Raw genomic sequence first — 21,441 nt, 5'->3', positions numbered from 1 at the left:
GAAATTTGTTCTGTTATTTTTCATGAAAAATAATCAGAACAATTTCATGAGGTCGCGATGTTCCTGCGCTCCACCGAACCGGTCGGCACCTACTACGCCGGCGCCAACCCCGAGCTGATCCAGCCGCGCGAAACCTTGCGCGAACCGCTGGAATGCGAAGTCCTGGTGATCGGTGCCGGTTTCAGCGGCCTGCACACGGCGCTGCAACTGGTCGAAGGTGGCCGCCAGGTCTGCATGATCGAAGCCAGCCGCATCGCCTGGGCCGCATCCGGGCGCAACGGCGGGCAGGCACTGCCGGGCTGGTCCAGCGACTTGGGGCCCATCGAGGACGACCTCGGCCATGAAGGCGCGCTGCGTCTGTGGCAAGGCATGCTCTGGGCCGCCCACGAACTGCGCGACCTGCCGCAACGCCACGGTTTCGACTGCGACTACCGCATTGGCCACCTGTGGACCGCCGTGCTGCAACGCCGGGTTGGTTCGCTCTACGACTGGCAAGCAGAAGCCAATCGTCGCTGGGGCTATGAAGGCCTGCAATTCATCCCCCGTGAAGACCTGCCGCAGTGGATCGCCAGCGACCGTTACCAGGCCGGCCTGTACGATCCCAACTCCGCGCACCTCAACCCGCTCAAGCTGGCATACGGCCTGGCGGGCGCCATCGAGCGCGCCGGCGGGCGCATCTTCGAGCAGACCCGTGCACTGAGCTTCCGCGAGAGCGGCAACGGCTATGAGGTGACGACCGAGCACGGTAGCGTGCGTTGCGCCTCCCTGGTGCTGGCCTGCAATGCCTACATCGACGGCCTGGACCGCGACGTGTCCGAACGCATCCTGCCGGTGGGTACCTACCAGGTCGCCACCGCGCCGCTGGGTGAGGAACTGGCCCGTTCGCTGCTGCCGAAGAACTGCTGCGTCACCGATAACCAGTTCGTCCTCGACTACTTCCGCCTGACCCCCGATCATCGCCTGTTGTTCGGCGGCGGCTGCACCTATCTGGGTGGCATGCCCTCGGACATCCGCGCCGCCACGCGCCCTTATGTCGAGCGGGTGTTCCCGCAACTCAAGGGCGTGGAGCTGGAATACGCCTGGGGCGGCCACATCGATTGCAGCATGCGGCGCACCCCGGACATCGGTCGGCGCGGCGATCTCTACTGGCTGCAGGGCTATTCCGGCCACGGCGTCCTGCCGAGCCTGGCCGCCGCCCATGCGGTGAGCGAGGCGATGCAGGGACGCAGCGACGAGCTTGACCTCTATCAACGCATCCGCAATCCCGGGTTCCCCGGCGGCCAGCGCTTCGCCGCGCCACTGGAAGCCGTCGGCAAGGCCTGGTATCGATTGCGGGACTTTGTCTAATTCGGAACCTGCCATGACCCAGACGGTTGCCAACGAACACCTTGCCACGCTGATCCGCGACCTGCGCAAGCACAAGAACCTCACCCTGGGCGAGCTGGCCGAGCAGATCGGCCGCTCGGTGGGCTTCCTGTCCCAGGTCGAGCGCGGGCTGTCGCAACCCACCGTCGCCGACCTCACCGCCATCAGCGAAGCCCTGGGCGTGCCGACCACTTACTTCTACGCCGGCGATACCCGCCGCGAGCGTGACTGGGTGACCCGGCCGAACGACCGCCGCACCCTGTACTACGCCGGCGGTGTCACCGACATCCTCGCCTCGCCGAACATGTCCGGCGGCTTCTCGATGCTCGACAGCATCCTCGCCCCCGGTGCCACCAGCGGCGAAGGCCACCTGGACGACAGTTCGGAGCAGGGCGGCTTCGTCCTCGAAGGCGAGCTGACCATCTGGTACGAGGACGACACCGTCACCCTTTACCCCAACGACAGTTTCCAGCTGCCGCCGCACAGCCAGTTCCGCTACGGCAACCTCACCGATAAACCTACAAGGGTGCTGTGGATCTTCACGTAATTTCCCAAGCCAGCCCGCGAGGGTTGGCTTGGGAAAACGATCCGGACGCCCCAGAACAAAGGCCCCAGAGAAAATCATGAACCGCCCGATGCATCCCGACCTGCTCAGCGAAGTCCGCTCCTTCCGCCAGCAATACCCGGACATCCGCTACGTCGACCTGATCTGCCTGGACATTCCCGGCCACTTCTACGGCAAGCGCTACCCCGTGGACATGCTGGAGAAGGTCGCCGCCGGCAGCCCGCTGAAACTGCCGCAGAACTGCGTGCTGCTGGGCGTACAGGGCGGCCTGCACCCCATCGGCGACTACTGCTTCAACGACGGCGACCCGGACGCGCCGCGCCGCCTGATCCCCGGTTCGCTCAAGCCGGTGCGCTGGGAGAACCAGCCTCTGGGGCAGATGCTGATCAGCTCCGACGGCACCGAGGCGCCCATCGAGTTCGAACCGCGCGAAGTGCTCGCCCGCGTCATGCAGCGCCTGGAGTCCAAGGGCATACGCCCCGTGGTGGCCTTCGAGCTGGAGTTCTACCTGTTCGACAAGAAGCTCGACGCCGGCCTGCCGCAGTACCCGCGTGACCCGCTGTGCGACGACGAGGACGACCAGCCGAACATGCACATCGAGCGCCTGTCGCGCTTCTCCGATGTGCTCCACGAGATCGTCGAAGCCTCCCGCGAGCAGGGCGTGGACGCCAACGTCATCACCGCCGAGATCGGCCCGGGCCAGTTCGAGATCAACTTCGCCCACTGCGACGACGGCCTGCACGCCGCGGACCAGGCCGCGCTGTTCACCCGCGCCACCCGTGGCGTGGCGCTCAAGCACGGCTATCGCGCCAGCTTCATGAGCAAGCCCTACCTGCACGCGCCGGGCAGCGGCATGCACGTCCACGTCAGCCTGTACGACCGTGACGGCAACAATCTGCTCGAGCGCGACAACCAGCAGGCCCTGCGCCACGCGGTGGCCGGCTGCCTGGAGCTGTTGCCGCACTGCATGCCGATCTTCGCCGCCAACCATAACGCCTACCGCCGCTACGGCTCCCGCGTGAACGCCGCGAGCAAGGCCAGCTGGGGCTTCGAGGATCGCGATGCGTGCATCCGCATTCCCGAATCCGACGGCAAGAACCTGCGCATCGAGCACCGCCTCGCCGGCGCGGACGCCAACCCGTACCTGGTGCTGGCGGCGATCCTGACCGGCATGGAGCACGGCCTGGAAGCCCGCCAGGAACCCATCCCGCCGCTCAACGAAGACCGCGCCAGCGGTATCGACTTCCCCCGCGACATGCTTGGCGCCGTCGCGGAGATGGAAGACCACCCGGTGGTGAAGGAAGGCCTGGGCAGCGAGTTCGTTTTTGTCTACTGCGAGAACAAGCGCCATGACCACCTGGACTTCATGAACGAAGTCAGCGCGCGGGAGTACCGCTGGTTCCTCTGACGCCTGTGGCTGATCCCACCTTGTAGGAGTGAGCTTGCTCGCGAACCGGTCGCTCCCCTGCGGACCGAATCATCGCGGACAAAGTCCGCTCCTACGCGCGGGGTCAGCGCCGATGCCCTCGTGTGCGTAGGAGCGGACTCCGTCCGCGATTGTCTACCCGCTGGAACCGTTATCATCGGCGGGCATGCGATCACCGATGCCATTCGCCGCGCAATGCACCTACGCCAATTTCTCTGAACCCGCTCCGCTTTCCCGCGGTCAATTCCCTGCACGAGGCAATCTCACAAGGAGCCATCGCATGGACCTCATCCGCATTCTGATCGCCATCCTTCTGCCGCCGCTGGGCGTGTTCCTCCAGGTCGGTTTCGGCGGAGCGTTCTGGCTCAACATCCTGCTGACGCTGCTCGGCTACATCCCCGGTATCGTCCACGCCGTGTACATCATCGCCAAGCGCTAACCCGCCCGGCTGCCTTCCCAGAAATGCTCCGCCAGCATCCGCAGCTCCGCCGCCAGCTCCGCCATGCGCGCGGCGCGGCGCTGGCAGGTGCCGACCTTCGCCGCGTTGCTGTCGGCCGAGCCGCGAATGGCCTGCAGGCTACGCTGCACGTCCTCGCTGGCGACGCCCTGTTCCTCGATGGCTTCGGCGATTTCCAGGCTCATTCGCTGGATCGCCGAGACCTGCTCGTTGATGCGCTCCAGCGTGCCCGCCGCTTGTCCGGCCTGGGCCAGGCTGGCCACCGCCTGGTCGCAGCAGTGCCATAGCGCGCGCACCGAATCCTCGGCACCCTGCTGGAGGTTGCCAACCAGCGACTGGATATCCCGCGCGGAGTGCTCCGTGCGTGAAGCCAACGCGCGAACCTCGTCGGCGACCACCGCAAAACCACGTCCGCTTTCCCCGGCCCGCGCTGCCTCGATGGCGGCGTTCAGTGCCAGCAGGTTGGTTTGCCCGGCGACGTCGCGGATCACCTCGAGCATCCGCGAGATCGCCTCGCTGTGCTCCTTCTGCTGTTCCACCGCCGCGCTCGCCGCACGAACACCCGCTTCCAGCGCGGCGAGTTGTCCGCGCGTGCCGTGCACATCCTCATGCCCTGACTGGGTGATGCGCTCGCTGCATTGCGCCGCCACCGCGCTGTGTTGCGCGTGACGGGCAACTTCCTGGACGCTTTGCGCCAGTTGCTGCATGGCGCTGGCAACCTGCTCGGTCTCGCGCTGTTGCAACTGCGAAGCGGCGCTGCCGCCGGCCATGGCATCGGCCAGCGCCGCGGAGTGCTCGGCCAGTTGATGGGAGGCATCCGCCATGCGCCCAACCACGGCGGCGGTCTCCGCCTCCAGCATGCGGAAGGCGAAATCCAGCTCGCCAAACTCATCACTTCGCCCCGTGTAGAGCTGCTGGCTCAGTGGGTTGTCGGCTATCTTCCGCGCCCGCCCGAGCAATGCGCCCAGCGGTTGCAGGCGCAGTATCAGCCAGGCGCCGGCAGCGCCCAGCGCCAGCAGGAAGGCCAGCGCCGTCAGCTTGGGCAGCAATAGTGCGAGGAGGGCGCCGCCGGCCTGCGCCAGCAGCAGGCCGAGCAGCAGTTGCAGCACCAGTGGCAGGCGAGCGCGGTTCAGTTTTGCGCCTTCGCGCATCCGCGCGTAGAGGCGCTCCGCAGCGTCGACCTGCTCGGCGCCGGGGCGGGTGCGCACCGACTGGTACTCCACCACTTTGCCGCCATGGCGAATCGGCGTGACGAAGGCGCTGACCCAGTAATGATCGCCATTCTTGCAGCGGTTCTTCACCAGGCCCATCCAGCTGCGCCCGGCTTGCAACGTCTGCCAGAGATGGGCGAAGGCGGCGGGCGGCATGTCCGGGTGGCGCACTCGGTTGTGGTTGAAGCCCACCAGCTCCTCGGCCTCGAAGCCGCTGACCTTGATGAAGTCCGGGTTCACATGGGTGACAGCGCCCTTGAGGTCGGTGGTGGAGAGGATGTTGGCGTTGGCCGGTACATCTACCTGGCGCCCGGTGATCGGCAGGTTCTGCTTCATCGCTGGTGCTCCAGGTTGCGTGGGAACAGTTGCTCTGGCGCCAGTGGCTTGCTGAACAGGAAGCCCTGGGCGTGGCGGCAGCCTTCGGCGCGCAGGAAATCCAGGTGCTCCTGGCGCTCCACCCCCTCGGCCACCACTTCCAGGCCCAGGCTGTGCCCCAGGCCGATGATCGCGCGGCAGATGGCGCTGAGCTCCGGGTCGTCCGGCACGCGGGTGATGAAGCTGCGGTCGACCTTGAGGATGTGCAGCGGGTAGCGCTTGAGGTAGCCCAGCGAGGAATAGCCGGTGCCGAAATCATCCAGCGCCAGGCGCACGCCCTCGGCGGCCAGTTCGCGCAGGCAGGCGAGGGTTTCCGCACCGTCCTGCATCAGCAGGCTTTCGGTAATTTCCAGCACCAGGCTGCGTGGTGAAAGGCCGCTCTCGGCGAGAATCTGCTGCACCCGCGCGGCGAAGCCTGGCTGCTGCAATTGTCGGCTCGACAGGTTTACCGAGCAGTAGAGATTGCGATGCCCCTGCCTCTGCCACAGTGCCGTCTGCCGGCAGGCCTGGCGTAGCACCCAGTCGCCGACGGAGACGATCTCGCCGGACTCCTCCAGTGCCGGAACGAAGTCCAGCGGCGACACCGATTCGCCGTTGTGCTTCCAGCGCAGCAGCACTTCCACGGCCTCCCAGCGCGGTGAATCGCGGTCCAGGCGGACGATGGGCTGGTAGTGCAGGCTGAACTCCTCGCGGCGCAGCGCCTGGGCCAGCGCGCTTTCCAGATCGAGCCGGCGCTGTGCCTCGGCCTGCAGCTCCAGGCTGAAGCGCGCGTACTGCGCTTTGCCGGCTTCCTTGGCCCGATACAGCGCAAGATCGGCGGCCTGCAGGGTGTCGATGGCCTGGCCATCGGTCATCAGCCCGGTAATGCCGATGCTGGCGCTGACCACCAGCGTGCGGCCGTCCACGTGCAACGGCTGGCGCAGGCAATCGAGCATGCGTTGTGCGACCTGTTCGGCATCGACCAGGCTGGCGAGGTCGTCCAGCAGCACGACGAACTCGTCGCCACCGAAACGCGCCAGGTGATCGCCCGGTCGCAGGCAGCGCAGCAGGCGCTGGGAGACTTCCACCAGCACGCGGTCGCCCACCGCGTGGCCGAGGCTGTCGTTGATCAGCTTGAAGCGGTCCAGGTCGATGAACAGCAGGCCGGATTCGCGCGCGCCAGGGCGTCGCTGGCGCATCAGCGCCTGCTGCAGCAATTCGTCCAGGCGCAGGCGATTGCCCAGGCCGGTGAGCGGGTCGTGCCGCGCCGCGTGGCTGAGCTGGTGCTCACTGGCCTTGTGCTGGCTGATGTCGGTCTGCGAGCCAGCCATGCGCCCATCGGTGATCACGCCGCGCGCCAGTACCCAGAGGTAGTTGCCGTCACGCTGGCGGATGCGGTATTCGTGGCTGAGCAGCGCGCTACTGCCGCGCAGGTGCGCGTCGATGGCCTTGCGCAGGCCGGGCAGGTCGTCCGGGTGTACGCGGGCGAACCAGCTGGTGCTGCTTTCGCCGAGATTGTCGCGGGTCAGCCCGAGCATGCGCGCCCAGCGTTCGGAGACGTACAGGCGGTCGTTGCCCAGGTCCCAGTCCCAGATGCCGTCGTTGGCGCCGCGCAGGGCGCGGGCATAGCGCGCCTCGCTGTCCTCCAGCGCCTGGCGCTGGGCGGCGCCGTAAGTGTCGATGGCCAGCGACATGTCGAAGAACACCCGCTTGAGCAGGCTGGCGTAGGTCTTGGCTTCCGGGGCGTCGCCCATCAGGTCGGCGAGCATCTGGTCCAGGTACAGGCGGTAGGCGCCCAGGTACCACTTCAGCTCGACACCGACCTGCTGGTGCACCAGCCCGATGCGCAGGCGGTCGCGTACGTAGTCGGCGTCCTGCGGGGCGTCCCACAGCTGGCGGTAGTATTCGAACTGGCTGCATTTCAGCCGCGCCAGCGTCGCCGGCTCGGCGAGGATCGCCCCCAGTGGCGGGTAGTGGCGCAGGTGGTCGTAAAGCTGCTCGATGAAGCGCTGGTGGCAGCCCTCCAGTTCGCTGGCGCGGCCGTGGAGATTGCGCGCATCTGCCTCTCGCCACTCCAGGTAGTTCAAGCGCTGATCGACTTCCGTCGTCGACAGGCCGATGCGCTCGAGCACGCTCTCGAGCTTCGGTCCCAGGCCCATGTTCGGCTCCTTGCGGGTCTGCTGTTTTTATCGGGCATGAAAAAAGCGCCGGCTCGTCGACCAGTCGAAATCGACGGCGACCAACTCGGCGCTTTGTCTTGCAGGCCCACAAGTCCTGCCCGGCAAAGCCAGCTTCCGCAATGGCGGAACGCGGGTGGGAGTCTTTTACACCAGCGGGCGCGGCCCCGACAACTCCTGCAGCGCACCGCTCAGGCGCTGGCGCAATTCGCCCAGCTCGCGGGAGCGGAAGGCGTGGCGGGTTCTTTCCAATACACCGATGGCATCGGCCAGCAGCGCGAGCATCCGCGCCGAATCGCTCAAGGGCGCGTCCTTGAACCATCGGCATAGCGGCGCCTGCTCGCAATTGCGCGGTCCTTCCATCACCGCGCAGGGCAGCTCATAGGCTGCCAGCAACGCACGAACCTGGCGCGCCAGCGCCGGATCCTGGGAAGTGACCAGCAACTGGACTGGATACCGGTGGAGAGTCATGACGGATTCGCTCATATCAGGGAGATGCCAATTTAATGGCTAATGGCTATCTGATATTGACGCCTGTCATGTTGGCGCAGCGCCTGCGCCGGCTGGTCGACGGCGGGTGTGAAGTGGCTCTCAATCGGCCGTTGGAAAACTGACTGGCAGAAACGCAAAAAGCCGCGCATTCGCGCGGCTTTTGCTGAAAGGGTGGTGGGCCCACACGGACTTGAACCGTGGACCAAAGGATTATGAGTCCTCTGCTCTAACCAACTGAGCTATAGGCCCCCAGAAGGCGGGCGGATTATACCGGGGCGTTCTGGCTCGCGCCAACCGGATGCAGCGGGACCAGGAATCGGTTGGCAAAGGCGTCGGCTGGCAGCGGGGCGCTGAGGGCGTAACCCTGGATCTGGTCGCAGCCTTCGGCCTCGAGGAAGCGTTCCTGGGCTTCGTGTTCCACGCCTTCGGCAATCACGGTGAGGTTCATGCTGCGGCCCAGGGCGATGATGGCGCGGGCGATGGCGGCGTCGTGGGGGTCGTCCGGCAGGCCGTGGACGAAGGACTGGTCGATTTTCAGAGTATCCAGCGGTAGCTGCTTGAGGTAGCTGAGCGAGGAGTAGCCCGTGCCGAAGTCGTCGATGGCCAGCTGTACGCCCAGGTGTTTCAGGCTGTGCAGGATCGACAGGGCTTCCTCGGTCTGGTGCATGAGGAAGCTTTCGGTGATCTCCAGCTGCAGGCGTGAGGGCTGCAGGTTGTAGTGGGCGAGCAACTCGCGGATGCGATCGACCAGATTGGTCTGGCGCAGTTGAGCGCCGGCGAGGTTGACCGATAGGGGCCCGAAAGCGGCGTGGCTGTCCTGCCAGCGGCTCATCTGTCGGCAGGCTTCGCGCAGCACCCAGTCGCCCAAGGGCAGGATGAGGCCGTTTTCTTCGGCCAGGGGAATGAAGCGATCCGGCGAGATCGCGCCGAACTGCGGATGTTTCCAGCGGATCAGTGCTTCGGCGCCTACGAGTAGGCCCGTGCTGAGGGAGAGCTTGGGCTGGTAGTAGAGCTGCAGTTGATCGCTCTCCAGGGCGCGCCGCAGTTCGTGTTCCAGGGCCATGCGTTCGGTGGCCTGGAAGGTCAATTCGCGGGTGTAGAACTCGACGCGGTTGCGGCCCTGGGCCTTGGCCCGGTACATGGCGGCGTCCGCGTTCTTCACCAGGGTGGCGACGTCGCCGCCATCGCTGGGGTAGAGGCAGATGCCGATGCTGGCGCTGACGAAGAACTCCTGTTCGCCGGCGATGAACGGCTTTTCGAAGCACGCAAGCAGTTTGTTCGCAACGTGCTCGGCGTCCAGCGCATGGTGCAGGCCGGGCAGCAGGATGATGAATTCGTCACCGCCCTGGCGAGCGACGGTGTCGACGTCCCGCAATTGCTCGCGCAGGCGGGTGGCAATGGATTTGAGCAGCAGGTCGCCCACCGGGTGACCAAGGCTGTCGTTGATGTGCTTGAAGCGGTCGAGGTCGAGGAACATAACGGCGCCCTGGTGATCCTCCTCCTGGGCTTCCTTGAGGGATGCATTCAGGCGGCTTTCGAACAGCAGGCGGTTGGGCAGACCGGTGAGTGGGTCGTGGTGGGCCTGGTAGTCGAGCCGCGCCTGGGCGTACTTGAGGGTGGAGATGTCGGCGAATACGCCGACGTAGTGCGACAGTTCGCCGTCGGCGTTGCGCACGGCGCTGACGGTCAGCCACTCGGGGTACAGTTCCTGGTTCTTCCTGCGGTTCCAGATCTCGCCCTGCCAGTGGCCTTCGGCGTTGAGCTGGTGCCAGAGGGCGACATAGAAGCTGCTGTCGTGCTGGCCGGAGGCGAGCAGGCGCGGGGAGCTGCCGAGGGCTTCCTGTTCGCTGTAGCCGGTGATTTCGCTGAAGGCGCGGTTGACCGCGACTATCCGCTGGCGCGCGTCGGTGATCATTACGCCTTCGGCGGTGCTCTCGAAAACGGTGGCGGCGAGACGGAGTTTTTCCTGCATCTGCTGTTGCTCGGTGATGTCCCGGGCGATGGTCAGCATGCAATCGTCGTTGCCGATGGTGATGCGGTGGGCTGAGAGTTCGCAGAGGCGCAGGCTTCCGTCACGCGTACGAATTTGCGCGGTGAAGTCCGGGGCGCTGACGGCGCCATCAAGAATGCCCAGCAGACGGCTGCGGTCGGCCGGGTTGGCCCATAGGCGCAGGTCGAGGGTGGAGCGATTGGCAGATTCTTCACGGCTGTAGCCGGTAATCCGAGTGAAGCCCTGGTTAACTTCCACCAGCCGGCCGTCGCTGATGCGTGAAATCAGCATGCCGTCGGGGGAGGCGTGGAAGGCCTTGGCGAACTTCTCTTCGGAGACGCGCAGCTGCTCCTGGGTTTCCTTGACCTGGGAGATATTGCGCACCACCACGACCAGCGCCGGGGTGTCGTCGAGGACGATGTGCTGGGCCGAAAGCAAGGCGGTGAAGCGTGTGCCGTCGCGACGGTTGAGCGGAATCTCGACGTTGTTCAGCGGCTCGCCCTGCAGGCGCGCGAGCATTGCCGGGCCCATGCCCGGTTCGCCCCAGATGCCCAGTTCGGTGGAAGTTTTGCCCAGCGCCTCGCTGGCCGGGATGCCGATCTGCTGCTCGAAGGTGCTGTTCACCGCCAGCAACTGCCCGTCGATGCGGCGCGCGAGGACGATGATGTCCGGGCAGTGGTGGAAGACCGAGGCGAACTTCTGCTCGGAAAGGCGCAGGGCCTGCTCGGTGTGCTTGGCCTCGGTGATATCGATCATCAGGCCACGGAGGATCAGGTCGTCGCCATGGTGGATGAGCGTGACGATGTCGCGAATCCAGACGATCCGCCCATCGGCCGCGAGCATGCGGTAGTCGAAGCTGTGGTTGCGCCCGGCCTGGCTTTCGCTCAGGCAGTAGTTCACCGCATGGTCGGCGTCTTCGGGATGCAGCGTGCGCTGCCAGAAGCCCGGTTCCAGCCAGTCCTTGATCGGGTAGCCGAGCAGCCTCTGGGCATGGGGCGAGACGTAGGTGAAGCGGTTCTCTGCCAGACGCATTTCCCAGGCGATGGCGGTGAGGCTTTCCACCAGGCCACGGTAGTGCTGCTCGCTATCGCGCAGGGCCTGTTCGAGCTTTTCTCGGCGCTGTATTTCACCGCGCAGGCGGCGGTTCATGGTGAACAGCACCAGCAGGGTCAGGGCGGTGAGCAGGGCGATGGGGACGACAACGCGGAAGACTTCCGGCCAGACGCTGCGGCGATCCACCAGGCCGCCGACCCAGGGCGCCTGCAGCGCTTCGATCTGTTCGGGCGTCATGTCGGCGAGGACTTTATCGAGGATGCCGACGAGGATCGTCTGGTCCTTCGGCACGGCCATCGCCAGTTGGTAGCGGTAGGGCGTCTCGCCGCTGATCTGCAGGCCTTCGAGCTTGAGCTGGCGCAGGTTCCAGACACTGGAGGCGAGATCGCCGACGAAGGCGTCCACTTGACCAGTGGCCAGCGCCTGCAGGCCGGCGGCGATACTGGGCAGTGGCAGCAGGTTGAGGTCGGGGTGCTTGGCGATCAGCAGTTCGTGGGGCGCGTAGTGAGCCACGACGCCGACTTTCAGGCCGTACAGCTCCTTCACGTTGGCCGGTTCCGGCCCGTTGCGGCGGGCGAGGATGATGATCGGGAAGTCGAGGTAGGGACGGGTGAAGCTCAGGTAATCGAGGCGCTTGGGCGTGGCCATGACGCCGGGCAGCAGGTCGACGTGATTGTCCCTGGCTTGTTGCAGGACTTCGGTCCAGCTCGCCGGCTCTATTGGCTTCAGCTGCACCTTGAGCTGGTCACTGATGACCTTCACATAGCTGGCGGCCAAGCCCTGGTAACGGCCGTCATCGTCGCGGAATTCGAAGGGAGGCCAGGAGGCGTCGACGCCCAGGCGCAGGGTGGGATGCGCCTGCAGCCACTGCTGCTCCTCGGGCGTGAGGCTCAGGGCGAGCGCCTGTCCTGCCCAGAATGCGAGGCACCACAGTAGAACTGCCTGCAGACGCGGCATAAGGGCCTCATTCCTGGGGGGACTACGCCGAAGTGTAGACGTGGCACTTTGCCCAGTGGAAGACCCAAAGAAAAACCCCCGGTTTTGGCCGGGGGTTCTTCGTTACTCGTCGAGGAAGGAGCGCAGGTGCTCGCTTCGCGACGGGTGGCGCAGCTTGCGCAACGCCTTGGCTTCGATCTGGCGGATACGCTCACGGGTCACATCGAACTGCTTGCCGACTTCCTCGAGGGTGTGGTCGGTATTCATGTCGATGCCGAAGCGCATGCGCAGGACCTTGGCTTCGCGAGCGGTGAGGCCGGCGAGGACTTCGCGGGTGGCTTCCTTGAGGCTCTCGCTGGTCGCTACTTCGATCGGCGACTGCATGGTGGAGTCCTCGATGAAGTCGCCCAGGTGCGAGTCTTCGTCGTCACCGATCGGCGTTTCCATGGAGATCGGTTCCTTGGCGATCTTCAGGACCTTGCGGATCTTGTCTTCCGGCATGTCCATGCGTTCGCCCAGCTCTTCCGGGGTCGGTTCACGGCCCATCTCCTGCAGCATCTGGCGGGAGATACGGTTGAGCTTGTTGATCGTCTCGATCATGTGCACCGGGATACGGATGGTGCGGGCCTGGTCGGCGATCGAACGGGTGATCGCCTGGCGAATCCACCAGGTGGCATAGGTCGAGAACTTGTAGCCGCGACGGTATTCGAACTTGTCCACCGCTTTCATCAGGCCGATGTTGCCTTCCTGGATCAGGTCGAGGAACTGCAGGCCGCGGTTGGTGTACTTCTTGGCGATGGAGATCACCAGGCGCAGGTTCGCCTCGACCATCTCCTTCTTCGCACGACGGGCTTTCGCCTCGCCGATGGACATGGCGCGGTTGACGTCCTTGATCTCGGCGACGGTCAGCTGCGAGCTGGTTTCCAGGTCGACCAGCTTCTGCTGGTTGCGCAGGATGTCGTCACGCAGACGCTCGATGGCTTCGGCGTACTTGGGCTTACCCTTGAGTACGGCGTCGACCCAGGCGGTGTCGGTTTCATGGCCAGGGAACTGGCGCAGGAAGTCGGCACGCGGCATGCGGGCATCACGCACGCACAACTGCATGATGGCGCGTTCCTGGCGGCGGACGCTGTCCAGCGAGTCACGGACCTTGGCGACCAGCACGTCGAACTGCTTGGGCACCAGCTTGATCGGCATGAACAGCTCGGCCAGGGCGACCAGCTCTTCGGTGGCCTGCTTGCTGCCGCGACCGTGCTTCTTCAGGGCCTTCTTGGCCTTCTCCAGTTGCTCGGAAACGGCGCCGAAACGACGGGCGGCTTCTTCCGGGTCCGGACCGCCGTCGCCTTCTTCTTCCTCGCTATCGCCGTCGGACTCTTCGTCCTCTTCGTCCTTATCCTTGTCCTTGGCTTCGGCGTCGTCTTTCAGACCGACCGGCTCGACTTCCTCGGCCGGCAGGGTGCCGTCGTCGGGGTCGATGTAGCCACTGAGGACGTCCGACAGGCGGCCGCCTTCGGCGACAATGCGGTTGTACTCTTCGAGGATGCCGTCCACCGCGCCCGGGAACTGGGCGATGGCGCTCATGACCTCGCGGATGCCTTCCTCGATGCGTTTGGCGATTTCGATTTCGCCTTCGCGGGTCAGCAGTTCCACGGTACCCATTTCACGCATGTACATGCGCACCGGGTCGGTCGTGCGGCCAACGTCGCTCTCTACCGCGGCAAGCGCGGCAGCAGCTTCTTCGGCGGCAGCTTCATCGGTATCGGTTTCCGCCAGCAACAGGGCATCCGCATCCGGGGCTGTCTCGAATACGTTGATCCCCATGTCGTTGATCATGCGGATGATGTCTTCTACCTGTTCCGGATCAGAGATATCCTCCGGCAGGTGGTCGTTGACCTCCGCGTAAGTCAGGTAACCCTGCTCACGACCACGGGTGATCAACTCTTTGAGACGAGATTGCTGTTGCGCTTTTCCGGACATAACACCCTATCCACTGAAGGTCTTGGCGGGCTGAAATAAGCCGAGGATTATACCAGATTCGAGGCTTCAGACGCCAGTTCAGCTCTGGCTGCCTGTTGAAGAGGGGGTGCTGTAGTGCTCCCGCAGTAACGCTTTCTCTTCGTCGGTCAGTTCACTGGGATTCTTTCGCAGCACGCTGTGCAGGCGGGCTTCGCGGCTGCTGTGCAGTTGGTTGTGTGCAAGTGTAGTAATGGTGTCGACGAACTGCTTTTCAAGATTGCCGTCATCGATCAGCCATTCTTTTCCCGCCAGCACCTGCAGCAGGCGCCCTTGGGGGGTTCCGTGCCAGCGCGCGATGAGGTGCATCGAGCTCTGTTTCGGATTTTTCTGCAACGCTTCGACCAGTGCGGCGAGCAGTTGCGAATAGGTTTGTCCTTCGTTGGAGAAATGGCTTGCATCCTCGACGCTCTGCGCCAGTTGAGGATGGTGCAGCAGGGTGCGCAGTGCGGTCAGGGTCGGCGATTCGACGCTGATTTCGGTGCGTGGCTGGCGCGGCGTGAAGTCCCCCTTCTTGCCTTTGCCGTCCCATTTGCGATCGCCTTTCCAGGGCTTCTTGCCCTGCTTGGCGCCGCCATTGCCGGCAGAAAAATCCGTCGGCGCCTCGAAGTAGCTCGAAGCGTCCTGGTAATGATTGTCGCCATGCTCTGCGAATTGGCCAGCGAACTGACCCGTATCGTAGTCGGCGTACTCATGGGCATGCTGGTCCGCGCCGCGCGCCTGGACGGTTGCCGGCGCATGGCTGGGCTTGCTCTGGCCGCCAAGGCCGGAGCGCGGCGCGCTGATCTGGCTGAGCGCCTCGGCGGACAGGCCGGTGATCTCGCCCAGGCGCTGGCGCATCAGCAGGCGCAGGGTGTTGCCGGGAATCTTTTCCAGCAGCGGGCCGGCCAGGGTCGCCAGGTGCGCCTTGCCTTCCAGCGTGCCGGGGTCGGCTTCCTGGGTCAGTTGCTGGAAGAAGTAATCTGCCAGCGGCTGGGCCTGGTGGGCGAGGCGGGCGCGGAACGCGTCCGGGCCTTCGGCGCGCACCAGGCTGTCCGGGTCTTCGCCTTCGGGCAGGAACAGGAAGCGCACCTTGCGCCCGTCCTGCAGGTTGCTCAGCGCCGACTCCAGTGCGCGCCAGGCGGCGTTGCGGCCGGCCTGGTCGCCGTCGAAGCAGAAGAGGATGTTCGGCACGATGCGGAACAGCCGCTTGATGTGTTCTTCGCTGGTGGCCGTGCCCAGGGTGGCAACCGCGTTGCGAATGCCCTGCTGCGCCAGTGCGATGACGTCCATGTAGCCTTCGACCACCATGATCTCGTCGAGATCCCGGTTGTTCTTCCGGGCTTCGTACAGGCCGTAGAGCTCCTGCCCTTTATGGAAGACCGGGGTTTCCGGCGAGTTCAGGTATTTCGGCTTGTCATCGCCCAGTACGCGGCCGCCGAACGCGATCACTCGGCCGCGGCTGTCGCGGATGGGGAAGATCACCCGGTCGCGGAAGCGGTCGTAGCGCTTGCCGCTGTCGGGGTTTTCCACCAGCAGGCCGGCGTCGAGCATGGCCTTGAGCTGCAGGTTGTCGCCGCCCAGGTTCTTCAGCAGGTTGTCCCAGCCCGGCGGAGCGAAGCCCAGGCCGAAGTCGCGGGCGATTTCGCCGGTCAGGCCGCGGCCCTTGAGGTATTCCACGGCGGCCTTGCGTGCCGGGTGGCCTTTGAGTGCCTGGCGGTAGAACTCGGCGGCGCCTGCCAGTAGCGGGTACAGCGGTGAGTCGACCGGTTGGCGGGGCTTGTTACCGCGCCGGCCTTCCTCGCGGGGCACATCCATGCCGGCGCGTTTGGCCAGGTCTTCGACCGCCTGGACGAAGTCCAGCTGGTCGTGGTCCATGATGAAGCCGAGTGCGTTGCCGCCGGCGCCGCAGCCGAAGCAGTAATAGAACTGCTTGTCCGGGCTGACGGTGAAGGAGGGGGTCTTCTCCTTGTGGAACGGGCAGCAGGCGCTGTAGTTCTTGCCGGTCTTCTTCAGCTGGATGCGCGAACTCACCACATCGAGAATGTCGGTGCGGTTGAGCAGGTCATCGATGAAGGATTGTGGAATCAGGCCGGCCATAGACTCATCGGGACGCAGGGTGGACCCAAGCATAGCGCTCGGCGGTGAAACCGTGAGCGACGCTTGAGACTAAGCATGGGGCTTGAAAAGCAAAAACTCCGAAGTCCGCGAGCGCGAATCGGAGTGGGGTGCCTTGTGTCAGGCACTCGCCCGGCGAGTGGGCCGGGCGATGCAGAAAGCGTGCGACGAAGCGCTGTAACTCAGTACAGGCGCTCGCGGCGGCGCTGTTCGCGCTGCACTTTCTTGGCGTGACGCTTAACAGCGGCAGCGGCCTTGCGCTTACGCTCAGCGGTCGGCTTTTCGTAGAACTCGCGGCTACGGACTTCAGCCAGTACGCCTGCTTTTTCGCAGGAGCGCTTGAAACGACGCAGAGCTACGTCGAAGGGTTCGTTCTCTTTAACTTTGACGGCGGGCATCCAGGTCGTACCTTCAATGATTACCGGAGGATTTATCGCGCTCCTGACGGTTGTTCGGAGTCGGCGGTTTTCAAGGGTTGCGGATATTAAACGTTCGAGCGGAGGAATGCAAAGCCTCCGATCGAAAAGCGCTGGTCCGAAGCCCAGCCGGCGATTATGATGCGCGCCTTCAATTTTGCCCAGAGTAAAGGCTCAAACCCATGCTAGTGCTGGGGTTGGAAACCTCCTGCGACGAGACCGGCGTCGCCTTGTACGACAGCGAAAAGGGCCTGTTGGCCGACGCGTTGTTCAGCCAGATCGACCTGCACCGCGTATACGGCGGCGTGGTTCCCGAGCTGGCCTCCCGTGATCACGTCAAGCGCATGCTGCCGTTGATTCGCCAGGTGCTGGATGAGTCCGGCCGCGCCGCCGAAGACATCGACGCCATCGCCTACACCGCCGGCCCCGGCCTGGTGGGCGCGTTGCTGGTTGGCGCATCCTGCGCCCAGGCCATGGCGTTCGCCTGGGGCATACCGGCCGTCGGCGTGCACCATATGGAAGGCCACCTGCTGGCGCCGATGCTCGAAGAGCAGCCGCCACAGTTCCCGTTCGTCGCCTTGCTGGTATCCGGCGGTCACACCCAGCTGGTACGGGTGGACGGCATCGGTCGCTACCAGGTACTCGGCGAGTCGGTGGACGACGCTGCCGGCGAAGCCTTTGACAAGACTGCCAAGCTCCTCGGCCTGGCCTATCCCGGCGGCCCTGAGATCGCACGGCTGGCCGAGCGCGGCACCGCTGGTCGCTTCGTCTTCCCGCGGCCGATGACCGATCGTCCGGGCCTGGATTTCAGCTTCAGTGGCCTCAAGACCTTTGCCCTGAACACCTGGCAGCGCTGCGTGGCCGAAGGTGACGACAGCGAGCAGACCCGCAGCGACATCGCCCTGGCATTCCAGACCGCGGTGGTCGAGACCCTGACCATCAAGTGCAAGCGCGCGCTCAAGCAGACGCACCTGAAGAGCCTGGTGATCGCCGGTGGTGTCAGCGCCAACCAGGCGCTGCGTCAGCACCTGGAAAAGATGCTCGGCGAGATGAAGGGCCAGGTGTTCTACGCCCGCCCGCGCTTCTGCACCGATAACGGCGCGATGATCGCCTATGCTGGCTGCCAGCGGCTGGTGGCCGGGCAGCAGGACGGCCCGTCGATCGGCGTCCACGCGCGTTGGCCAATGGAGTCGCTGCCAGCGATCTGAATAATGAAGCTGCAAACGACGCGGCGCATGCTCTGAGCGGCATGGGCCGTTTTTTCGCTTGCAGCGCAGTACGTGGGCCGGGAAGCTCGCGGTTCTAGAAGTGACGCTCGCGTCCGGCGATGAGATCGCGCAGGTTACTGCGGTGACGCCAGACGATCAGGCCGGTGAGCACGGTCATCGGCAGCAGCGCCGACGGTTCCTGCCAGGCCAGCAGCGGCAAGGTCAGCGGCGTGGCGACCAATGAAGCGAGCGAACTGGTGCGCGACAGCTTGAAGGTCACCAGCCAGGCGACTGCCGCGAGCAGGGCGGCTGGCGGGTAGAGCGCCAGCAGCATGCCGGCGGCGGTGGCGACGCCCTTGCCGCCACGGAAGTTGAAATACAACGGGTAGAGGTGACCGATCACCGCTGCCAGTCCGACCCAGGCCTGCTGCACGTCGGACAGCCCGATCATCCGGGCGATGAGTACCGGTAGCAGTCCCTTGGCGAGATCGCCGAGCAGGGTGAGGATGGCGATCTTCTTGCCGGCCAGGCGCAGCATATTGGTGGCGCCGGGATTGCCCGAGCCGCTGGCGCGCGGGTCGGCAGTGCCGAACAGGCGACTGAGGAGTACCGCGAAGGACAGTGATCCGAGCAGGTAGGCGAGGATCGCCAAGAACCAGAACATGGTTTCCACCGGAGACGAGGTCGTTTCCGATTCTAACGGGGCGCCGGCCGCTTGTCGTGTCGCCTTGGAGCATGCAGTCAGTGGACAGAGTTTTCATCGAGGGGCTGGAAGTGGACACCGTGATCGGCGTCTACGACTGGGAACGGGGTATCCGGCAGTGCCTGCGCCTGGACCTGACGCTGGGCTGGGACAATCGCCCGGCGGCGGCCGACGACGATATCGCCAAGGCCCTGGACTACGCCGTGCTCTCCGAGCGCGTCATAGCCTTTGCCCGTGACGCGCATTTCCAGTTGGTGGAAACCTTCGCCGAACGCCTCGCCGCATTGCTGATGGCAGAGTTCGGCATCCAGTGGCTGCGCCTGAAAGTCACCAAGCCCGGCGCCGTTGCGGCTGCCATCGGCGTCGGTGTGGAGATCGAACGCGGATGCCGCTGACGACGGTCTACCTGGGGCTGGGCAGCAACTTCGAGCGCGAGCGGCATCTGCTGGCCGGGCTGGAAGCGCTGAGCGAGTTCCTGCAGGACATCCATTGTTCCCCGGTGTTCGAGAGTGAGCCGGTGGGCATTCGCAGTGGCCCGTTCTACAACTTCGTGATTGTCGCGCGCACCGATCTGCCATTGGCGGAACTGAGCCTGCGCCTGAAGCATATCGAGGCGGACAATGGCCGCTATGCGCCGGAGCGCAAGGGCCTGCCGCTGGATATCGACGTGCTGCTTTATGGCGACCTGCATGGCGAGTTCGACGGTCTGACGCTGCCGCGCGCCGAGGTGCTGAAGAATGCCTTCGTCCTCTGGCCGCTGGCGTTGCTGGCTCCGCAGGTACAGCACCCAGGCGTGCAGCGTTCGTTTGCCGAGCTGTGGGCGAATTCTCAGATCGAGCAGAAACTCTGGCCGGTGCGGTTCCGCTGGTGCGGTGTGGAGCTGACGCCGGCGGCATTGATCGAGGCGCATCCGGCGCCTTAGGACTTATCTGTAGGAGCGAGCTTGCTCGCGAACGGAGCTTACCGGCCACTCCAGCGCTGGGCGGTTCGCGAGCAAGCTCGCTCCTACAAGTCCTGCTGTTGTTTCAGGCGGTGTAGCCTTCCTTGTAGGCCCTCAGGGCATTCAGACGCTCGCGCTTGAGCGCTTCGCCCAGCTCGGCGCCCTTGTATCCCTTTTCCAGCAGCGGCTGCACCGCGACCGCGCGTGCGGCCTGTGCTGCGCCACGCAGGTAGTCGGCCTGTGGATAAGCGCGATCTTCCAGTCCATGGCGGCCACGGGCATCCATCTCGCTGGCAGCGAGAAATTCCTCGAAGCGCTGCGGTCGCCGGTAGACGTCGAAGGACTGCAGCACCTCCAGGATGGTGTTCGGCCGCAGCTCCAGCGCGCGGTGACAGTGGGTGTGGTACTCGCCCACCAGTCGGGCCAACTCCTGGCAGTCCCGTGGGACCTTGAAGCGGGCGTTGATCGCATCGATCAGCGGCAGGCCCAGGTGTTCGTGGGCGTGGTGCTTGGGCCACTCTTCCTCACGGGTCTCACCCTTGCCCACGTCATGCACCAGGCAGGCCCAGCGCACGCTCAGTGGCTGGTCGTACCGGGCGCATTCGCGCAGCACGGCCAGCACGTGTTCGCCGGTATCCACTTCCGGGTGGTGCTGGGGTGGCTGCGGTACGCCGAACAGCGCGTCGACTTCCGGCATCAGGACGGCCAGGGCGCCACAATCACGCAGGACCTGGATGAACACGTCCGGGCGCGATTCCATCAGCGCGCGGGAGATTTCCTTCCAGCTGCGTTCGGCGGTCAGTGCTTCCAGTTCGCCGGATTCGGACAGCTCGCGCATCAGCGCCAGGGTTTCTGGTGCCACGGTAAAGCCCAGCGGCGCGTAGCGGGCGGCGAAGCGGGCGACCCGCAGCACGCGCAGCGGGTCTTCGGCGAAGGCCGGGGAGACGTGGCGCAGCAGGCGGGCTTCGAGGTCTTTCTGGCCGTGGTAGGGATCGACGACCTGGCCGTCATCGTCTTCCGCCATGGCGTTGATAGTCAGGTCGCGGCGGATCAGGTCTTCTTCCAGGGTGACGTCGGGGCTGGCGTAGAAGGTGAAGCCGCCGTAGCCGCGCCCGCTTTTTCGTTCGGTGCGGGCGAGGGCGTATTCCTCGCCGGTCTTCGGGTGGAGGAATACCGGGAAGTCGGCGCCCACCGGGCGGTAGCCCTGGGCGAGCATCTCGTCGGCGCTGGCGCCCACCACTACCCAGTCGGTGTCGCTGACGGGGATGCCGAGCAGGCGATCGCGCACGGCGCCGCCCACCTTGTAGATCTGCATGAAGCTGTCTCCTGTTCTGGGGGATAGCTTCGGGGTTTGCGGCGAGTGGGGCAAGCGTGGCGGGGGTGTTGGCCGTGCTCGTAGGAGCGGACTTTGTCCGCGATAGGTCCGCATCGCGCCGGATATCATCGCGGACGAAGTCCGCTCCTACGCGGTGCGGCGTTACGGCGCGGCGGCGGGAATCTGCTGGACGAGGGCGCCAATGGCGTCCTGCAGCAGGGCGGCGCTGGCGTGGGCAGGGCTCAGGCCGGTGCTGACGGTGCCTTCCCAGAGCGTCTGTTCCTGCGCATCGGTCAGGCGCAGGCGCAAGGTGCCGGTCTCATCGCGCAGGCGATGGATGGCGAGATAGGGCCCCAACGGATTGGGCGGCGGGGTATCAACCTTGAACTCCAGCGGCGCATCCTGCAGCGCCAACCAGTAGTAAACGCGCAGCTGTGGCGCGGCACTTTCGCGGTAGCCGCGCTCGATAAGGCCCTGGCGCACCTGGGCGTTGATCAGTGGATAACGGCTGCGGTAGGGCAGGGCGTCGACGACGTTTTCCGGCGGCATCAGCTGGAAGTCGCGCAGCCCGGCCAAGCGCGCATCGGCGGGATGCGCGACCTGGGCGTGGGGCACGGGGTTGCTGCAGGTCGCGACAGCAAGGCAGAGCAGGAGAATGGCGAACAGGCGCATGGCGGTCTCCAGCGGGGTTGCCGCCATGCTTGTCACGCCTGCTGGCCCGGT

Annotated in this window: 17 protein-coding genes and 1 tRNA gene; 7 read left to right on the top strand and 11 right to left on the bottom strand. The window is 65.2% G+C overall.

Translation table 11 applies throughout. The features are described 5' to 3' along the window. Positions 1-57 precede the first annotated feature (57 nt). The 4 genes from AC2T4A_RS02035 (at position 58) to AC2T4A_RS02020 (ending at position 3,795) form a co-directional block, all read left to right on the top strand. A complete protein-coding gene (locus tag AC2T4A_RS02035) occupies positions 58-1,347 on the top strand; it encodes an NAD(P)/FAD-dependent oxidoreductase (protein ID WP_416743423.1) in 1,290 nt (429 codons plus the stop codon). Positions 1,348-1,360: 13 nt separating this feature from the next. After that, positions 1,361-1,912 carry a helix-turn-helix domain-containing protein gene (locus AC2T4A_RS02030; protein ID WP_138213026.1) on the top strand — a complete coding sequence of 184 codons (552 nt, stop codon included), beginning with the start codon at positions 1,361-1,363 and terminating at the stop codon, positions 1,910-1,912. A gap of 76 nt (positions 1,913-1,988) precedes the next feature. Beyond that, on the top strand, positions 1,989-3,338 hold the full coding sequence (locus AC2T4A_RS02025; protein ID WP_486742636.1) for a glutamine synthetase family protein: 1,350 nt from the start codon (positions 1,989-1,991) through the stop codon (positions 3,336-3,338). 298 nt (positions 3,339-3,636) lie between these two features. Next, positions 3,637-3,795: a YqaE/Pmp3 family membrane protein gene (locus tag AC2T4A_RS02020; protein WP_003084988.1), complete on the top strand. Its 159-nt coding sequence runs from the start codon at positions 3,637-3,639 to the stop codon at positions 3,793-3,795. Here AC2T4A_RS02020 and AC2T4A_RS02015 read toward each other — a convergent pair. The 8 genes from AC2T4A_RS02015 to rpsU all read right to left on the bottom strand — a co-directional run bounded on the left by AC2T4A_RS02015 (position 3,792) and on the right by rpsU (position 16,534). Next, a complete protein-coding gene (locus tag AC2T4A_RS02015; protein WP_486742635.1) occupies positions 3,792-5,360 on the bottom strand; it encodes a methyl-accepting chemotaxis protein in 1,569 nt (522 codons plus the stop codon). The genes AC2T4A_RS02020 and AC2T4A_RS02015 overlap by 4 nt on opposite strands. Continuing rightward, positions 5,357-7,537: a putative bifunctional diguanylate cyclase/phosphodiesterase gene (locus AC2T4A_RS02010; RefSeq protein ID WP_486742634.1), complete on the bottom strand. Its 2,181-nt coding sequence runs from the start codon at positions 7,535-7,537 to the stop codon at positions 5,357-5,359. Before AC2T4A_RS02010 ends, AC2T4A_RS02015 begins: the two co-directional genes overlap by 4 nt. 165 nt (positions 7,538-7,702) lie before the next feature. Beyond that, a complete protein-coding gene (locus AC2T4A_RS02005) occupies positions 7,703-8,026 on the bottom strand; it encodes a hypothetical protein (RefSeq protein ID WP_024763617.1) in 324 nt (107 codons plus the stop codon). A gap of 193 nt (positions 8,027-8,219) precedes the next feature. Then, positions 8,220-8,296 (bottom strand) — tRNA-Ile (locus AC2T4A_RS02000). A 16-nt stretch (positions 8,297-8,312) separates the two neighbouring features. Continuing rightward, the gene (locus AC2T4A_RS01995) at positions 8,313-12,047 is read right to left on the bottom strand and encodes a bifunctional diguanylate cyclase/phosphodiesterase (RefSeq protein WP_416743415.1); all 3,735 of its coding nucleotides are present in this window, start codon (positions 12,045-12,047) and stop codon (positions 8,313-8,315) included. Positions 12,048-12,149: 102 nt separating this feature from the next. Continuing rightward, positions 12,150-14,003, bottom strand: coding sequence for an RNA polymerase sigma factor RpoD (gene rpoD / locus AC2T4A_RS01990; protein WP_416743413.1), 1,854 nt, complete (start codon positions 14,001-14,003; stop codon positions 12,150-12,152). Between the two features lie 78 nt (positions 14,004-14,081). Further along, positions 14,082-16,118, bottom strand: coding sequence for a DNA primase (gene dnaG, locus AC2T4A_RS01985; RefSeq protein ID WP_486742632.1), 2,037 nt, complete (start codon positions 16,116-16,118; stop codon positions 14,082-14,084). Between the two features lie 200 nt (positions 16,119-16,318). Beyond that, a complete protein-coding gene (gene rpsU / locus AC2T4A_RS01980) occupies positions 16,319-16,534 on the bottom strand; it encodes a 30S ribosomal protein S21 (RefSeq protein ID WP_003085057.1) in 216 nt (71 codons plus the stop codon). A 200-nt stretch (positions 16,535-16,734) separates the two neighbouring features. Here rpsU and tsaD point away from each other — a divergent pair, with 200 nt between their 5' ends. Continuing rightward, on the top strand, positions 16,735-17,760 hold the full coding sequence (gene tsaD, locus AC2T4A_RS01975; RefSeq protein ID WP_478378257.1) for a tRNA (adenosine(37)-N6)-threonylcarbamoyltransferase complex transferase subunit TsaD: 1,026 nt from the start codon (positions 16,735-16,737) through the stop codon (positions 17,758-17,760). Between the two features lie 94 nt (positions 17,761-17,854). On the opposite strand, the gene plsY is transcribed toward tsaD, so the two are convergent. Next, on the bottom strand, positions 17,855-18,424 hold the full coding sequence (gene plsY, locus AC2T4A_RS01970; protein WP_416743407.1) for a glycerol-3-phosphate 1-O-acyltransferase PlsY: 570 nt from the start codon (positions 18,422-18,424) through the stop codon (positions 17,855-17,857). 80 nt (positions 18,425-18,504) lie between these two features. Here plsY and folB point away from each other — a divergent pair, with 80 nt between their 5' ends. Then, on the top strand, positions 18,505-18,858 hold the full coding sequence (folB, locus tag AC2T4A_RS01965) for a dihydroneopterin aldolase (protein WP_486742631.1): 354 nt from the start codon (positions 18,505-18,507) through the stop codon (positions 18,856-18,858). Next, positions 18,849-19,385: a 2-amino-4-hydroxy-6-hydroxymethyldihydropteridine diphosphokinase gene (folK, locus tag AC2T4A_RS01960; protein ID WP_478378255.1), complete on the top strand. Its 537-nt coding sequence runs from the start codon at positions 18,849-18,851 to the stop codon at positions 19,383-19,385. The genes folB and folK overlap by 10 nt, the downstream gene beginning before the upstream one ends. Positions 19,386-19,488: 103 nt before the next feature. Here the strand turns inward: folK and AC2T4A_RS01955 are convergent, their stop codons facing one another. Continuing rightward, a complete protein-coding gene (locus AC2T4A_RS01955) occupies positions 19,489-20,718 on the bottom strand; it encodes a multifunctional CCA addition/repair protein (protein WP_486742630.1) in 1,230 nt (409 codons plus the stop codon). A gap of 162 nt (positions 20,719-20,880) precedes the next feature. After that, entirely contained in the window at positions 20,881-21,390 is a 510-nt protein-coding gene (locus AC2T4A_RS01950) for a DUF4136 domain-containing protein (RefSeq protein ID WP_486743641.1), read from the bottom strand. Positions 21,391-21,441: the final 51 nt, after the last annotated feature.

The organism is Pseudomonas sp. PVC-3-1 (assembly GCF_057444315.1).
Note: the sequence above shows the minus strand (reverse complement) of the source record. Positions and strands in the feature narration are given on the sequence as shown.

What these genes read in the sequence shown, in the direction of transcription:
- AC2T4A_RS02035 (WP_416743423.1), top strand. Translation starts at nt 58, where the DNA reads ATGTTCCTGCGCTCCACCGAACCGGTCGGCACCTACTACGCCGGCGCC.
- AC2T4A_RS02010 (WP_486742634.1), bottom strand. Translation starts at nt 7,537, where the DNA reads ATGGGCCTGGGACCGAAGCTCGAGAGCGTGCTCGAGCGCATCGGCCTG.
- AC2T4A_RS02025 (WP_486742636.1), top strand. Translation starts at nt 1,989, where the DNA reads ATGAACCGCCCGATGCATCCCGACCTGCTCAGCGAAGTCCGCTCCTTC.
- rpoD (WP_416743413.1), bottom strand. Translation starts at nt 14,003, where the DNA reads ATGTCCGGAAAAGCGCAACAGCAATCTCGTCTCAAAGAGTTGATCACC.
- AC2T4A_RS02015 (WP_486742635.1), bottom strand. Translation starts at nt 5,360, where the DNA reads ATGAAGCAGAACCTGCCGATCACCGGGCGCCAGGTAGATGTACCGGCC.
- AC2T4A_RS02005 (WP_024763617.1), bottom strand. Translation starts at nt 8,026, where the DNA reads ATGACTCTCCACCGGTATCCAGTCCAGTTGCTGGTCACTTCCCAGGAT.
- AC2T4A_RS01955 (WP_486742630.1), bottom strand. Translation starts at nt 20,718, where the DNA reads ATGCAGATCTACAAGGTGGGCGGCGCCGTGCGCGATCGCCTGCTCGGC.
- plsY (WP_416743407.1), bottom strand. Translation starts at nt 18,424, where the DNA reads ATGTTCTGGTTCTTGGCGATCCTCGCCTACCTGCTCGGATCACTGTCC.
- tsaD (WP_478378257.1), top strand. Translation starts at nt 16,735, where the DNA reads ATGCTAGTGCTGGGGTTGGAAACCTCCTGCGACGAGACCGGCGTCGCC.
- AC2T4A_RS01995 (WP_416743415.1), bottom strand. Translation starts at nt 12,047, where the DNA reads ATGCCGCGTCTGCAGGCAGTTCTACTGTGGTGCCTCGCATTCTGGGCA.
- folK (WP_478378255.1), top strand. Translation starts at nt 18,849, where the DNA reads ATGCCGCTGACGACGGTCTACCTGGGGCTGGGCAGCAACTTCGAGCGC.
- AC2T4A_RS01950 (WP_486743641.1), bottom strand. Translation starts at nt 21,390, where the DNA reads ATGCGCCTGTTCGCCATTCTCCTGCTCTGCCTTGCTGTCGCGACCTGC.
- dnaG (WP_486742632.1), bottom strand. Translation starts at nt 16,118, where the DNA reads ATGGCCGGCCTGATTCCACAATCCTTCATCGATGACCTGCTCAACCGC.
- rpsU (WP_003085057.1), bottom strand. Translation starts at nt 16,534, where the DNA reads ATGCCCGCCGTCAAAGTTAAAGAGAACGAACCCTTCGACGTAGCTCTG.
- AC2T4A_RS02030 (WP_138213026.1), top strand. Translation starts at nt 1,361, where the DNA reads ATGACCCAGACGGTTGCCAACGAACACCTTGCCACGCTGATCCGCGAC.
- AC2T4A_RS02020 (WP_003084988.1), top strand. Translation starts at nt 3,637, where the DNA reads ATGGACCTCATCCGCATTCTGATCGCCATCCTTCTGCCGCCGCTGGGC.